This is a genomic window from Schlegelella aquatica (assembly GCF_026013905.1).
Taxonomy (GTDB): domain Bacteria; phylum Pseudomonadota; class Gammaproteobacteria; order Burkholderiales; family Burkholderiaceae_C; genus Caldimonas; species Caldimonas aquatica.
In genome coordinates this window covers 1,334,910-1,348,255 of sequence record NZ_CP110257.1, presented here as the reverse complement: position 1 = coordinate 1,348,255, position 13,346 = coordinate 1,334,910, and the positions used below count along the sequence as shown (strand labels likewise).

The window sequence follows — 13,346 nt, the reverse complement described above, 5'->3', positions numbered from 1 at the left end:
TGCCCCAAGCCGTCCACCATCCACGGAGACGAGATGTCCGCGCTATTAAAGCTGTCTGGTCTGATCGACCGGATCAATCTTCTTGTCGGCAAATTGACCATGTGGCTCGTCCTGGGGGCCGTACTGATCAGCGCCGGCAACGCCATCGTGCGCAAGGTGTTCAACATGAGTTCGAACGCCCTGCTCGAGATCCAGTGGTATCTGTTCGCAGCGGTCTTCATGCTCGGCGTGGGCTACACGCTGCTGCACAACGCGCATGTGCGCATCGATTTCATCTCCTCGCGACTGTCCAAGCGCACCAACGCGATCATCGACGTCCTGGGAATCATCGCCTTCATCATCCCGCTGAGCCTCATCCTCATCAACCTGTCCTGGCCTCTGTTCTACAAGGCCTATGTCAGCGGCGAGATGTCGCAGAACGCCGGCGGCCTCGTGCGCTGGCCCGTGTACCTGCTCATGCCCGTCGGCTTCTCGATCCTGCTGGTGCAGTCCGTGTCGGAGCTCATCAAGCGCGTCGCTTTCCTGGCCGGCCACCGCAGCGAGCCGTTCACCTTCAACGAAGAGAAGTCCGAGGAACAGAAGCTGGCCGAGGAACTGGCCCGCGAAGCTGAACAAGTCCAACTGAAGGCCAAGTGATGATCGAGTTCCTGACCGCCAACTTCGTCCCGCTGATGTTCGCGGGACTCCTGTTCTTCCTGCTCAGCGGCATTCCCGTCGCCTTCGGTCTGGCCGCCACCGGCCTGCTGTTCGGCTTTCTCGGGATGGAACTGGGGCTGTTCGGCTCCAACCTCTTTCAGGCCTTGCCGCTGCGTGTGTTCGGCATCATGCAGAACGACACGCTCCTGGCCATCCCCTTCTTCACGTTCATGGGCATCATCCTCGAGCGCTCAGGCATGGCAGAGGATCTGCTCGAGACGGTGGGCCAGGTCTTCGGGCCGGTGCGCGGCGGCCTGGCGATTGCCGTCATCCTGGTGGGCGCGCTGCTCGCAGCCACCACCGGCGTGGTCGCGGCCGCGGTGATCTCGATGGGCCTGATCTCCTTGCCCATCATGCTGCGCTACGGCTATAACCGCGTGATCGCCACCGGCACCATCACCGCGTCCGGCACGCTGGCCCAGGCGATCCCCCCGTCGCTCGTGCTGATCGTGATGGCCGACCAGCTCGGCCGCTCGGTTGGGGACATGTACGCCGGCGCGCTGATTCCGGGCCTGATGCTCGTGGGCCTGTACCTTGTCTTCATCGTCCTGGTGGCGATCTTCAAGCCCAGCTGGGCCCCCGCACTCCCGCCCGAGGCGCGCATCTACCGCGAAGACAACGGCTCCAGCGGCCATCGATCCTTGCTCGTGCTGCTGCTCATCTGCGGCGCTGCCGGGTATGCCTGGTCTCGCGTGCACGGCCAGATCATCAACCCGATGGTCGAGCGCAGCGGGCCGGCCCCGGGAGACGAGGTCTTCATCATGTCGATGACCGTCGCCTCCCTGCTCGCGCTGCTGATCGCGCTCCTGACGAAAGTCCTGCGGCTCAACCTGCTGTCCAAGCTCGCTCAGCAGGTCACGTTCGTGCTGATCCCGCCGCTGGTGCTGATCTTCCTGGTGCTGGGCACCATCTTCCTCGGCGTCGCCACGCCCACCGAGGGCGGCGCGATGGGCGCCGTCGGTGCCCTGGTGATGGCTCTCGCCCGCAAGCGGCTGTCCCTGCCGACCATGAAGCAGGCATTGGACAGCACGGCACGCCTGTCCTGCTTCGTGTTGTTCATCCTGATCGGCTCCACCGTCTTCAGCTTCACGTTCAACGCGGCGGACGGCCACATCTGGGTCGAGCATCTGTTCGACAAGCTGCCGGGCGGCGCGCTGGGCTTCCTGATCGTCGTGAACCTGCTGGTCTTCGTGCTCGGCATGTTCATCGACTTCTTCGAGATCGCCTTCATCGTGATCCCGATCCTGGCGCCGGTGGCCGACAAGATGGGCATCGACCTCATCTGGTTCGGCGTCATCATCGCGATGAACCTGCAGACCTCCTTCCTGACCCCGCCCTTCGGATTCGCGTTGTTCTACCTGCGCAGCGTCGCAGCGAAGAACGACTACGTGGACCGGGTCACCAACAAGCTCATCCCGGCGGTGACCACGGCGCAGATCTACAAGGGCTCGATCGCCTTCATCATCCTGCAACTGATCATGGTGTCGATGATCATCGCGTTCCCGGGGCTGGTCTCCGACAACCTCCAGAAAGGCGAGGAGCTGAGCTCCGAGGAAGTGATGCAGCAGCTCCAGATGCCGCAGGACGGCGAGGAGCCCGCGCCTGAGGAGGGTCAGAGCGAGGAAGAACAGATGCCCGCGCCCGAGGACGAGGCGCCGGCCGAGGAAGACCCGATGAAGGCGCTTGAAGATGCCGCGAACAAGGCGAACGAGGGCACGAAGCCCTAGTCGATGCCCCGGGGGCGGGTAGCCACCCGCCCCTGCCGCCGGCGCTCCCGCACGGCGCCGCGCTACACGAAGGAGCCCGACCGGGCTCCTTTGTTTTTGCCTCGCCTTGCCGGGCCCGGCGGCGACAAAAAAGCCGCCCTGGATGGGCGGCTGGGTCGCTGGGCGGCCTGGCGGCTTGCCGGCGAGGCAAGCGAGCCGCTCGCCCCGCGACGACGGCCACAGCCGGATCAGAGCTTCGCCGACTGCATGTAACGGTCGAACTGGCCCTCGGTGAAGCGGAACCACAGGTTCTGCTCGCGGCGGAAGTTCGCGTAGTCGGTGTACACCTTCTTCCAGTTCGGATTCTTGCTGCTGATCTCGCTGTACAGCGCCATCGACTCCTTGAAGGCTGCGTCCATCACCGCCTTGGGCAACGCGACCACTTTGGTCTTGGCCGCCACCAGCTGCTTGAGCGCGCCCGGGTTGCGCGCGTCGTACTTGGCCTGCATGTCGGTGTGCGCGTACGCGGCGGCCGCCTCGATGATCGCCTTGTACTCGGACGACAGACCCTCATACGCCTTGGTGTTGACGTACAGGTCGAGTTGGGGGCCGCCCTCCCACCAGCCGGGATAGTGGTAGAACGGCGCCACCTTGTTGAAGCCCAGCTTCTGGTCGTCGTACGGGCCCACCCACTCGGCCGCGTCGATCGTGCCCTTTTCCAGCGCCTGATAGATCTCGCCGCCCGGGATGTTCTGGGGAACCGATCCGAGGCGCTCGACCACCTTGCCCGCGAAGCCGCCGATGCGGAACTTCAAGCCCTTCATGTCGGCCAGGGTCTTGATCTCCTTGCGGTACCAGCCGCCCATCTGCGCCCCCGTGTTGCCCATCGGGAAGCTGATGATGTTGTACTGGGCATAGAACTCGCGCATGAGCTTCAGACCGTTGCCTTCGTACATCCAGGCGGTCATTTGCCGGGAGTTGAGGCCGAACGGGATCGCGCAGCCGATAGCGAAGGTCTCGTCCTTGCCGAAGAAGTAGTAGGGCGCGGTGTGAGCCAGTTCGACCGTGCCGTTCTGCACACCGTCCACCACGCCGAAGGGAGGCATCAGTTCACCGCCGGCATGCACCGAGATCTGGAACTTGCCGCCGGACATCTCACCGACCTTCTTCGCGAAGACCTCGGCGGCGCCGAAGATGGTATCCAGCGATTTCGGGAAGCTCGACGCGAGCCGCCAGCGGATGTTCGCCTGGGCGTGGACCACGGCGGGCGCGGCACCAGCGGCCAGGACCCCCGTCAGGCCGGCGTGACGCAGGAAAGAACGGCGTTCCATGTGTGTACTCCTGAAAGAGCGGTTAAAGGTTTTGCAAACGCGCCGCTGATTCTAGGAAGGCACTTTCAGCTCTTAGCCAGGGGTTTCCCTGTCACCGCCGCACTCGCCGCAAAAAAGGCCCTGCGGGGAAGGGTTTTCCGAGGCTGGCCGGCACGCTGGAGAGCCGCACCTTCTCACCGCGAGTTGCTCGATCGCGACAGGAGCAGGTCGGCCGATCTTCAGAAATGAAAAGGCCCCGCCTTGGCGGGGCCCGCACCGTGCTCCTCGAGCGAAGCTCAGAGCTTGGCCGATTGCATGTAGCGATCGAACTGCGCCTCGGTGAACCGGAACCAGAGGTTCTGGTCGCGGCGGAAGGCCTGCAGGTCGGAGTAGATCTTCTTCCAGGCGGGGTTCTTCGCCGAGAGCTCGGCGTAGAGCGCCTCGCACTCCTTGAACGCGGCGTCCATGATGGCTTTCGGGAACGGCAGCACCTTCACCTTGTGGCCCACCAGCTGCTTCAGGGCTCCCGGGTTGCGCGCGTCATACCTGGCCTGTACCTCGACGTGCGCGGAGGTGGCGGCTGCTTCGACGATGGCCTTGTACTCGGCGGACAACGAGTCGTAGGCTTTGCGGCCGATGTAGAAGTCCACCTGCGGGCCGCCCTCCCACCAGCCCGGATAGTAGTAATTGGGCGCGACCTGCCACAGCCCGAGCTTGAGGTCGTCGTACGGCCCCACGAACTCGGCGGCGTCGATCGTGCCCTTCTCGAGGGCCTGGTACACCTCGCCGCCCGGCAGGTTCTGCGGCACGACGCCCAGGCGCTCGACCACGCGGCCCGCGAAGCCGCCGATGCGGAACTTGAGCCCCTTCAGATCGGCGGCCGACTTGATCTCCTTGCGGAACCAGCCCGCCATCTGCGCGCCCGTGTTGCCGCCCGGGAAGTTGATGATGCCGTAGTTCGAATAGAACTCACGCATCAGCTTGAGGCCATTGCCCTCGAACATCCACGCCGTCATCTGGCGGGAGTTCAGTCCGAAGGGGATGCCGGCCCCCAGAGCCCAGGTGTCGTCCTTGCCGAAGTAGTAGTAGCCCACGCTGTAGCCGGCCTCGATGGTGCCCGCTTGCAGCGCGTCGACCACGCCGAGCGCGGGCACGATCTCGCCCGCGGCGTGCACGGAGACCTGGAACTTGCCACCGCTCAGCTCGGAGACCTTGCGGGAGAACGTCTCGGCCCCACCGTGCAGCGTGTCGAGGGACTTCGGGAAACTCGTGGCCAAGCGCCAACGCACGTTGGCCTGAGCCTGCACGACGGCAGGAGCCACCCCTGCGGAAAGCACGCCGGCCAAGCCGGCGGAACGAACGAAGAAACGACGGTCCATGGATACTGCCTCGATGTAAGACCGTGGATGAAATGCCAGGACATCGCGGCCGCAAGGACGCGACACCGGCGCGCAAAGGGCCTGGCTCGGTCGTCTTCGTGCGACGGCCGGGCGGGCCGAAACGTCCGAAGAGCCCCCGGTGGGAGCTCCCTTCCGCAGGTCACCGAGCACCCGATCGGGGCTGGAGACCGGGCGGGCGCCCTCGCGAGCGCCCGGCAATGGGTCGAAGACAATGACCGCGCCGCCACCAAGGCCGCGCGGTGCGCGTCATTACAGCTTGGCCGCCTGCATGTAGCGGTCGAACTGCGCCTCCGTGAACCGGAACCACAAGTTCTGATCGCGGCGGAAGGCGGCGTAGTCGGTGTACACCTTCTTCCAGTTCGGGTTGCTGGCCGACAGTTCCGAGTACAGCGCCATCGACTCCTTGAAGGCCGCGTCCAGGATGGCCTTCGGATAGGGCAGCAGCTTCGTCTTCTGGGCCACCAGCTGCTTGAGCGCAACGGGGTTGCGGGCGTCGTACTTGGCCTGCATGTCCACGTGCGCGTAGGCCGACGCCGCCTCGATGATGGCCTTGTATTCGGCGGACAGGCCCTGATAGGCCTTCGTGTTGATGTAGAAGGACAGCTCCAGGCCACCTTCCCACCAGCCGGGGTAGTAGTAGAAGGGCGCCACCTTGTTGAAGCCGAGCTTCTGGTCGTCGTACGGCCCGATCCATTCGGCGGCGTCGATCGTGCCCTTCTCCAGCGACTGGTAGATCTCGCCGCCGGGGATGTTCTGCGGCACACCGCCCAGGCGCTCGACCACCTTGCCAGCGAAGCCGCCGATGCGGAACTTCAGGCCCTTCATGTCCGCCAGGGTCTTGACCTCCTTGCGGAACCAGCCGCCCATCTGGGCCCCGGTGTTGCCGCCCGAGAAGCTGATGATGTTGTACTGCGCATAGAACTCGCGCATCAGCTTGGTGCCGTTGCCCTCCTGCATCCACGCGGTCATCTGGCGCGAGTTCAGTCCGAACGGGATCGCCCCGCCGATGGCGAAGGTTTCGTCCTTGCCGAAGAAGTAGTAGGGGGCCGTATGGGCGATCTCGACCGTGCCGTTCTGCACGCCGTCCACCACGCCAAAGGGAGGCATGAGTTCGCCGCCCGCATGGACCGAGATCTGGAACTTGCCGCCCGACAGCTCGCTCACCTTCTTCGAGAACACCTCGGCTCCGCCGTAGATGGTGTCCAGCGACTTCGGAAAGCTCGACGCAAGGCGCCAACGGATCGTTGCCTGCGCATGGACAGCCGGGGCCACCCCGGCGGCCAGCACGCCGGCCAGGCCGGCGCCCCGGATGAAGGATCTACGTTCCACAAAAGCTCCTAAGTTATTGCCGAAGGCTGTAAGAAAAAAATAACCGCTGCATTCTAAAGAAATGCAGCGGCGCTTCTGTTGGGGAACCTTCTGATTCGCTCTCCCGGCTTTCCTCCAGGATTATCAGGATATTTTCAGGCGACCATGATAAATACCGGCGCCATATTCAGGGAATATTCAGGAGCCCGCGACTTTCATTCGCTCGATCAGGACCGAGCCGATGGTCTTCGACCCGAGCGTGTAGGCATCGGCCCCGACCGCCACGATCTGCCGGAACATATCCTTCAGGTTCCCGGCGATGGTGATTTCGTGCACCGGATAGGCGATGCGTCCGTCCTCGACCCAGAAGCCGGCGGCGCCGCGGGAGTAATCACCCGTCACGTAATTGACGCCCTGCCCCATCAGCTCGATGACGAAAAGACCACGGTGCAGCTTGCGAAGCATCTCGTCGAGATCGTCCTGCGGCTGCGTGAGGCGGCTTTGCAGCGTGAGGTTGTGGGAGCCGCCGGCATGGCCGGTGGTCTTCATGCCCAACTTGCGCGCCGAGTAGCTCGAGAGGAAGTAGCCTTCCACCCGCCCGCCGCGCACCACATGGCGCTGCCGCGTGCGGACGCCCTCGTCGTCGAACGCAGCGCTGCCCTTGCCCTTCGGGATGTGCGGATCCTCGACGATGTCGATGTGCTCGGGAAACACCTGCTCGCCGAGGCTGTCGAGCAGGAAGCTCGCCTTGCGGTACAGCGCGCCGCCGCTCGTCGCTTGCACGAAGCCGCCCAACAACCCGGCCGCGAGCGTCGACTCGAACAGCACGGGGCACTCGCAGGTGCGGATCTTGCGTCCGTTGAGCCGCGACAACGCACGCTCGGCCGCATAGCGACCCACGGCCTCCGGCGCCGCCAGCTCGGCCGGATCGCGCATCGAGCTGTACCAGGCGTCGCGTTGCATGTCGTCGCCGCGGCCGGCTATCGGCGCCACCGAGATCGAGTGGCGCGAGCTCGCGTAGCCGCCGCCGAAGCCCCGGGTGTTGCCGGCGTAGAAGTGCGACTGCTGGGCCGACACCCCCGCCCCCTCCGAGTTGGTGATGCGCTTGTCGGTCTGCAAGGCCGCCTGCTCGCAGCGCAACGCCAGCTCTGCAGCCTTCTCCGCGTCGATCGGCCAGGGATGAAAGAGGTCCAGATCGCGTGCGGCTTCCGCGCCAAGGGCCAGGTCGTCCTCGTCCGGCAATCCGGCCGCCGGGTCCTCGGCGGTGAAGCGCGCGATGTCGTAGGCCGCGCGCACGGTCTGCTCGAGCGCCTGCCGCGAGAAATCGGACGTGCTCGCGTTGCCGCGCCGCTTGCCGAGGTACACCGTCACGCCGAGGGACTTGTCGCGGTTGCGCTCGACGTTCTCGAGCTCGCCCTTGCGCACCGAGACCGACAGGCCCACCCCCTCGGACACCTCGGCGGCCGCATCGCTCGCCCCCAACCGCTTGGCCACCTGTAGGGCTTCCTCCACGAGCTCGCGGAACTGCTCGCGCGTGTAGGAGAAGCCGTGGTCGTCGCGGGTCCTGGATGCATCGGTCATGGTGTGACAGTCGTAGAGAGGTAAAGGGCGGACTTATGATAGCGAGCCCCGCTTTGCATCCGGCCGACTGCGACGCTTGCTCGCCCACCTGCGGCGACAGGTTCGCGCCTTCGGGCGGCGGGCGGCAAAGCCCCTCGACAGGGCAAGCACACATGTCACGACGAGACTCCGACGTATTCGACGATGCCGCGGCCCAGGCCGAGCGGCCGAGCAAGACGCGCCGCAAGAAGGCGATGCACGAGTTGCAGGACTTGGGCGAGGCATTGGCCGCGCTGCCCGCGCACCAGCTCGTCACGCTCGAGATGCCCGAATCGTTGCGCGAAGCCATCCTGGAGTACCACCGCACCCGCTCTCACGAGGGGCGTCGGCGTCAGATGCAGTACATCGGCAAGCTGATGAGGGGTGTGGACTCGCAGCCCTTGCGTGAAGCGGTCGCCGCGCTCCAACTCGGCCGCGCCCGCGACACCCTGACGCTGCATCAGACCGAACGCTGGCGCGACGAGCTCATCGCCGACGACGACGCCCTCACCCGCTGGATGGCCGAGCACCCGGACTGCGACGTGCAGCCCCTGCGCGCCCTCATCCGCGCGGCGCGCAAGGATGCCGCCGCGAGCCCCGAGCAGCGCAGCGGCCGCGCGTACCGGGAGCTGTTCCAGTTTCTCAAGCCGTACCTGCAGGAGACGAACGACGATGAGTGACTTCGACCGTGTGCGCATCGGCGTGGTGTCCATCAGCGACCGCGCCTCCAGCGGCGCGTACGAGGACAAGGGCATCCCGGCCTTGAAGGAGTGGCTCACGCGCGCCTTGCGCAACCCCATCGACTGGGAGACGCGGCTCATTCCAGACGAGCAGGAGGGCATCAGCGCCAGCCTGCGCGAGCTGGTCGACGAGTGCCGCTGCGACCTGGTGTTGACCACGGGCGGCACCGGGCCCGCCCCGCGCGATGTGACGCCGGAAGCCACGCTCGCCGTCGCGGACAAGGTCATGCCCGGCTTCGGCGAGCAAATGCGGCAGATCAGCCTGCGCTTCGTGCCGACCGCCATCCTCTCGCGCCAGGTGGCGGTGATCCGCGGCCGGGCGCTCATCATCAACTTGCCGGGCCAGCCGAAGTCGATTGCCGAGACGCTGGAAGGCCTCAAGGACGACCAGGGGCAGCCGGTGGTACACGGCATCTTCGCGGCCGTGCCCTATTGCATCGACCTCATCGGCGGACCGTACATCGAGACCGTCGAGAGCGTGTGCAAGGCGTTCAGGCCCAAGTCGGCGCAGCGGCCTGCCAAGAGCGCATGACGGTGCGGTAAGGCGCCATGCCCCGGCCGGCGCCGGGCCTGCACTGGAGCAGCGGGGCCGGACCGCCGGGGGCGCGCCCGCCCCCCCGTGCGATCACTTGACGAGCTGGTTCAGCTGCTCGGCGTCGAACTGCTCGGTCGTGTGCGCCTCGCTGGGCACGCACTCCTGCGCACTTCGTCCGTGCGAGAGCTTCTGGATCGCCTGCCACAGCAAGGCGATCTGGTGCTCCTGGCTCGCGGCGTTGTCCACCAGGCCCTTGATCGCCTGCGACAACGGATCGTCGCCCTGCGTGATTCCGTAGGCCGAGAACCCCATGCGGTTGGCCGCCTCCTCGCGTGCCGATTCGGCCTCCTTGTGCAGGACGCGCGCCGGGTTGCCGACCGCCGTCGCCCCGGGGGGCACTTCCTTGACGACCACGGCGTTGGAGCCGATGCGGGCACCGTCGCCGACCGTGAACGCACCGAGCACCTGGGCATTCGCACCCACGATGACGCCGCGCCCGAGCGTCGGGTGACGCTTGGCGCCGCGAGTCAGGGACGTGCCCCCGAGCGTCACGCCTTGGTAGATGGTGCAGTCGTCACCGATCTCGGCGGTCTCGCCGATCACCACGCCCATGCCGTGATCGATGAACACGCGGCGGCCGATGCGGGCCCCGGGGTGGATCTCGATGCCGGTGAAAAAGCGGGCGAGGTGCGAGATGAAGCGGCCGAGCCACCGCCAGCCGTGCACCCAGCACCAGTGCGCCAGCCGATGCATCTGCAGCGCGTGCAGGCCCGGGTAACAGGTGAGCACCTCCCACGCGGAGCGCGCCGCAGGGTCGCGCTCCAGGATGCAGGAGATGTCTTCTCTCAGGCGCTGAAACATGGGCCGTCTGCCGGGAAACGAAACGGAGCGTGACAGTGTACCGGTGCACGCCCCGTCCTGCCCGGCGGCCCGGCGCTCGCCCCGACGCCGCCGATGGCTTGGACCCGGGGCTTCGCCCGTGCGACGAGGCCCCGGATCGCCACTGCGCGTCAGCGCGGCCCGTACACCGGCAGCGCGTTGCCCGCCTCGTAGGCCCCGATGTCGGGTGCCGCCCCGCGGAAACCGGAGTTCACGTTGGGAATGACGATGCCCTTGTCGACCACTGCAGCCGTCGCCGCGGGACGCAGGTCCGGCGCGTTGTAGGCCGTCATCGGCGAACCGGGCATCGAGGTGGGCGAGGCGAAGACGTTGAGCCCGACCTGGACGGCATGCTTTTCGGTCGTCTGGCTGCGCAGCGCCTCCAGGCTTGCGAAGCGCGCGCTGCCCAGTTGCCCGGAGAAGCTCGAGGCGGTCGTGCCATACGCATCGTAGTCCGCCTGCGAGGTCGCCGCATCGAGGTCGGCCACCTGCACCACGCGGCCAGAACCCGTGTTGTAGCCGTTGTACGTGCCGCCCGGCCCACCGATGAAGAGGTTGTTCCGGAATCGGGCGTGACGGATCGGTGCTCCGGCGAAGATGCCGAGGGCGTCGCCGCTCTTGACCACCGTGTTGTGCAACAGCAGATCGCCGGTGCTGCCGTTGTGCAGCTTGAAGGGCGACATCAGCACGTTGTACATGACATTGCGCACGAAGAACGTCGGGCCGCCGAGGCTGGGCTGCGACGAGGCTCCCATGAACGCGTTGGTGATGCGGTTGCGCAGGATGCGGCAGTTGTGGAAGCAGTAGTCGGCCTCGATGCCATCGTCGGCCGCATTGCGGATGTCGTTGTTCAGCACGTCGATGCTGAACTGATCGACGGCCTCGGACTGCTCGAGGAACGAGATCCCGTCGCGGAACCCGATGACGCGGTTGTTCATGACCACGTGGCCGGGCCCGGTCACGAGGATCCCCTCGCCCACGTTGTTGCCGCTGACCCCGAGCGAGGACGCGGCCCAGGCCGTGGCGCCGGTGACCACGTTGTCGGCGATGTAGGCGTTCTCCGCGCGCAGGAAGGTGACGATGCCGTCTCCGTTGGTCTTGATCGTGTTGCGCGTGATCGCGACATGCTTGGAGCTGTTGAATCGGACCCGCCCGTTGATCGTCAGCCCGGTGAGGTGCACGTGCTGCTGACCGATGATGTCGACGTTGCCGTTGATGACCGCGCCGCTGCTGCCCCGGATGACGATGGGCTTGCCCTCCACCCCGCTTCTCGACCAGCTGAAGCCGCTGTAGGTGCCGGGGCCGAGCTGCAGCACGTCTCCGGGCTGCGCAGAGGCCGCCACGCTGGAGAAGTTCGACGGGGTGACCGCCTTCACCGGCGCGTTCGCCATCGGGGCCGGCACCGGCCGCGTGCGCGCCTGCACCATGCGCACCGTAGAGCCTCCGTCCGGGTCCTTCAGGTTGAGCTCGATCTCGTAGGTGGTACCCGGCTTCAGGTCCATCAGGCTGCCGGAGTGCCGGTTGCCCCATGAGAAGCCGGCGTTGCTGCCCGCAGGCACACGGCGCAGCGCCATCGCGGTACGCCAGGTGGTCGCGCCCCGCTCGCGGAACCGCACCGACACTACCCCGTCCAGGTCCGCATCCCCGCTGATGGGCCACTCGATCGTGAGGCTGTGCAGCGTGGGATACGGGGTGGACACGGTACCGGGCGTGGTTGCATTCGAGGACACCGACATGCGCTCGGCCTGCTCGGGGTCGGCTCCCGCGAACTGAGGGGCCGCTCCACTGAGGTCGGCATCGAAAGCAGACGGATCGACGGTGTTCGTCCCGTCGCTCTCCCCGAGGCCGGGTGCTTCGCCCGATTCGGCGGTATCGACGCTGTCGGGGCTCGCCTCGGCCGTGGACGTGGCGCTGCCACCCCCACCGCAGGCACTCAGCCCGGCGGCAAGTGCCACCGCGCTGACCGTCAGGCGCCAAGGCATGCGGGACCATCCCGCATGAGAAAGCAAAGCAAGCAAAGGCCGGCTAGGCCGTGCAAACGACGACATCAGAGTTTCCCAACGACTGTGTGTTCGAGACACCGCGTTCGCACGAAGACCGCACGACGCGGGCGTTGCTTCTTCCGACGCGATCGCACCGGAGGCGGGGCGGATTCTTCGGGATCGAGTCGGGCGAACGTAAGCGGCCGAAACGGCAGCGGTGTCCTGCCTCTCTGGACGCGGGCCACGGCCGGTTACATGCCGGTCCACGTACTCACGAGACGTGCGAACTTGTTTGCACAACGTGCGGCCGGACGTCGCCGAGGCACGCCGGCGCGTACCCGGCCCTCTCGCTCAGGGCGATTCGTGCGTCCCGCCGGATCCCGGCGCTGCCCGTGTGCGCAGCATCGCCCTCGCGATGCCGCGCAGGATGTGGACTTCCTCCTCGGTCAGCTCCGCGCGGTTGAAGAGCTGATTGAGCCGGGGCAGGAGCTTCTTGGGCGCCGACGGATCGAGGAAGCCGATGTGCACCAGCGCCTGCTCCCAGTGGGACAGGACGCCCTGCACGGCACGGGCATCCGCGCGCCCCGTCACCGCGGTGCGCGGGTGCACCTCGAACCCTCCGAGCGCCTGTCGCCACTCGTAGGCGATCACCTGCACCGCCTGCGCCAGGTTGAGCGAGCCGTAGTCGGGAGCCGTGGGGATCGAAAGCACGCTGTGGCAGCGGTAGACGTCCTCGTTGGCCAAGCCATACCGCTCGGGCCCGAAGACGAACGCGACGCGCTCACCCCGCTGGGCCAGCGTCGGCAGGAAGGGCCGCGGCGCATGGGTCGGCGGACCGAAGTCGCGCGAGACCATCGCGGTGGCGCAGGCATGGGTCACACCGTCGAGAGCCTCGGCGAGCGTGCCTGCGATACGTGCTCTCACGAGGATGTCTGCCGCCCCGCTCGCCATCGCCACCGTCTCCTCCTGCACCAGCACGTCGGCATGGCGGGGCGAGACGAGCACGAGCTGGCGAAATCCCATCACCTTCATCGCCCGGGCCGCGGCCCCGACGTTGCCAGGGTGGCTCGTGCCCACGAGCACGAAGCGGGTCGCCGCCGCGGGATCGCAAAGGCAGGGGTCGGGCAAGTAGGTGGACATCGCGCAAACGGGGCCGCACTGGCGTGACCGGCGGGCAGGATAGAATTTCGA

The 13,346-nt window shown here is 66.6% G+C and carries 11 protein-coding genes; 4 read left to right on the top strand and 7 right to left on the bottom strand.

What is annotated here, in order from left to right; translation table 11 throughout:
• Nucleotides 1-33: 33 nt before the first annotated feature.
• Both OMP39_RS06130 and OMP39_RS06125 read left to right on the top strand, forming a co-directional pair.
• Complete coding sequence (locus OMP39_RS06130) at nucleotides 34-636, top strand: TRAP transporter small permease subunit (protein WP_264893997.1); 603 nt, start codon at nucleotides 34-36, stop codon at nucleotides 634-636.
• Nucleotides 636-2,423, top strand: a complete 1,788-nt coding sequence (locus OMP39_RS06125) for a TRAP transporter large permease (protein ID WP_264893995.1) — start codon at nucleotides 636-638, stop codon at nucleotides 2,421-2,423. The genes OMP39_RS06130 and OMP39_RS06125 overlap by 1 nt, the downstream gene beginning before the upstream one ends.
• A 227-nt stretch (nucleotides 2,424-2,650) precedes the next feature.
• Here the strand turns inward: OMP39_RS06125 and OMP39_RS06120 are convergent, their stop codons facing one another.
• The 4 genes from OMP39_RS06120 to pmbA form a co-directional block, all read right to left on the bottom strand.
• A complete protein-coding gene (locus tag OMP39_RS06120) occupies nucleotides 2,651-3,733 on the bottom strand; it encodes a TRAP transporter substrate-binding protein (RefSeq protein ID WP_264893993.1) in 1,083 nt (360 codons plus the stop codon).
• Between the two features lie 275 nt (nucleotides 3,734-4,008).
• Nucleotides 4,009-5,091 carry a TRAP transporter substrate-binding protein gene (locus OMP39_RS06115; protein WP_264893982.1) on the bottom strand — a complete coding sequence of 361 codons (1,083 nt, stop codon included), beginning with the start codon at nucleotides 5,089-5,091 and terminating at the stop codon, nucleotides 4,009-4,011.
• A gap of 270 nt (nucleotides 5,092-5,361) precedes the next feature.
• The gene (locus OMP39_RS06110) at nucleotides 5,362-6,441 is read right to left on the bottom strand and encodes a TRAP transporter substrate-binding protein (protein ID WP_264893981.1); all 1,080 of its coding nucleotides are present in this window, start codon (nucleotides 6,439-6,441) and stop codon (nucleotides 5,362-5,364) included.
• Between the two features lie 177 nt (nucleotides 6,442-6,618).
• A complete protein-coding gene (gene pmbA / locus OMP39_RS06105) occupies nucleotides 6,619-8,001 on the bottom strand; it encodes a metalloprotease PmbA (RefSeq protein ID WP_264893979.1) in 1,383 nt (460 codons plus the stop codon).
• A 152-nt stretch (nucleotides 8,002-8,153) separates the two neighbouring features.
• Here pmbA and yjgA point away from each other — a divergent pair, with 152 nt between their 5' ends.
• Both yjgA and mog read left to right on the top strand, forming a co-directional pair.
• The gene (gene yjgA / locus OMP39_RS06100; RefSeq protein ID WP_264893977.1) at nucleotides 8,154-8,699 is read left to right on the top strand and encodes a ribosome biogenesis factor YjgA; all 546 of its coding nucleotides are present in this window, start codon (nucleotides 8,154-8,156) and stop codon (nucleotides 8,697-8,699) included.
• Entirely contained in the window at nucleotides 8,692-9,291 is a 600-nt protein-coding gene (mog, locus tag OMP39_RS06095; protein ID WP_264893975.1) for a molybdopterin adenylyltransferase, read from the top strand. Before yjgA ends, mog begins: the two co-directional genes overlap by 8 nt.
• A gap of 93 nt (nucleotides 9,292-9,384) precedes the next feature.
• Here mog and cysE read toward each other — a convergent pair whose 3' ends face one another.
• From cysE to OMP39_RS06080, 3 genes are all read right to left on the bottom strand, one after another.
• On the bottom strand, nucleotides 9,385-10,155 hold the full coding sequence (cysE, locus tag OMP39_RS06090) for a serine O-acetyltransferase (protein WP_264893973.1): 771 nt from the start codon (nucleotides 10,153-10,155) through the stop codon (nucleotides 9,385-9,387).
• A 149-nt stretch (nucleotides 10,156-10,304) separates the two neighbouring features.
• Nucleotides 10,305-12,155: a right-handed parallel beta-helix repeat-containing protein gene (locus OMP39_RS06085; RefSeq protein WP_264893970.1), complete on the bottom strand. Its 1,851-nt coding sequence runs from the start codon at nucleotides 12,153-12,155 to the stop codon at nucleotides 10,305-10,307.
• 351 nt (nucleotides 12,156-12,506) lie between these two features.
• Entirely contained in the window at nucleotides 12,507-13,295 is a 789-nt protein-coding gene (locus OMP39_RS06080; RefSeq protein WP_264893968.1) for an RNA methyltransferase, read from the bottom strand.
• Nucleotides 13,296-13,346: the final 51 nt, after the last annotated feature.

What these genes read in the sequence shown, in the direction of transcription:
- OMP39_RS06130 (WP_264893997.1), top strand. Translation starts at nt 34, where the DNA reads ATGTCCGCGCTATTAAAGCTGTCTGGTCTGATCGACCGGATCAATCTT.
- OMP39_RS06125 (WP_264893995.1), top strand. Translation starts at nt 636, where the DNA reads ATGATCGAGTTCCTGACCGCCAACTTCGTCCCGCTGATGTTCGCGGGA.
- OMP39_RS06120 (WP_264893993.1), bottom strand. Translation starts at nt 3,733, where the DNA reads ATGGAACGCCGTTCTTTCCTGCGTCACGCCGGCCTGACGGGGGTCCTG.
- OMP39_RS06115 (WP_264893982.1), bottom strand. Translation starts at nt 5,091, where the DNA reads ATGGACCGTCGTTTCTTCGTTCGTTCCGCCGGCTTGGCCGGCGTGCTT.
- pmbA (WP_264893979.1), bottom strand. Translation starts at nt 8,001, where the DNA reads ATGACCGATGCATCCAGGACCCGCGACGACCACGGCTTCTCCTACACG.
- yjgA (WP_264893977.1), top strand. Translation starts at nt 8,154, where the DNA reads ATGTCACGACGAGACTCCGACGTATTCGACGATGCCGCGGCCCAGGCC.
- mog (WP_264893975.1), top strand. Translation starts at nt 8,692, where the DNA reads ATGAGTGACTTCGACCGTGTGCGCATCGGCGTGGTGTCCATCAGCGAC.
- cysE (WP_264893973.1), bottom strand. Translation starts at nt 10,155, where the DNA reads ATGTTTCAGCGCCTGAGAGAAGACATCTCCTGCATCCTGGAGCGCGAC.
- OMP39_RS06085 (WP_264893970.1), bottom strand. Translation starts at nt 12,155, where the DNA reads ATGCCTTGGCGCCTGACGGTCAGCGCGGTGGCACTTGCCGCCGGGCTG.
- OMP39_RS06080 (WP_264893968.1), bottom strand. Translation starts at nt 13,295, where the DNA reads ATGTCCACCTACTTGCCCGACCCCTGCCTTTGCGATCCCGCGGCGGCG.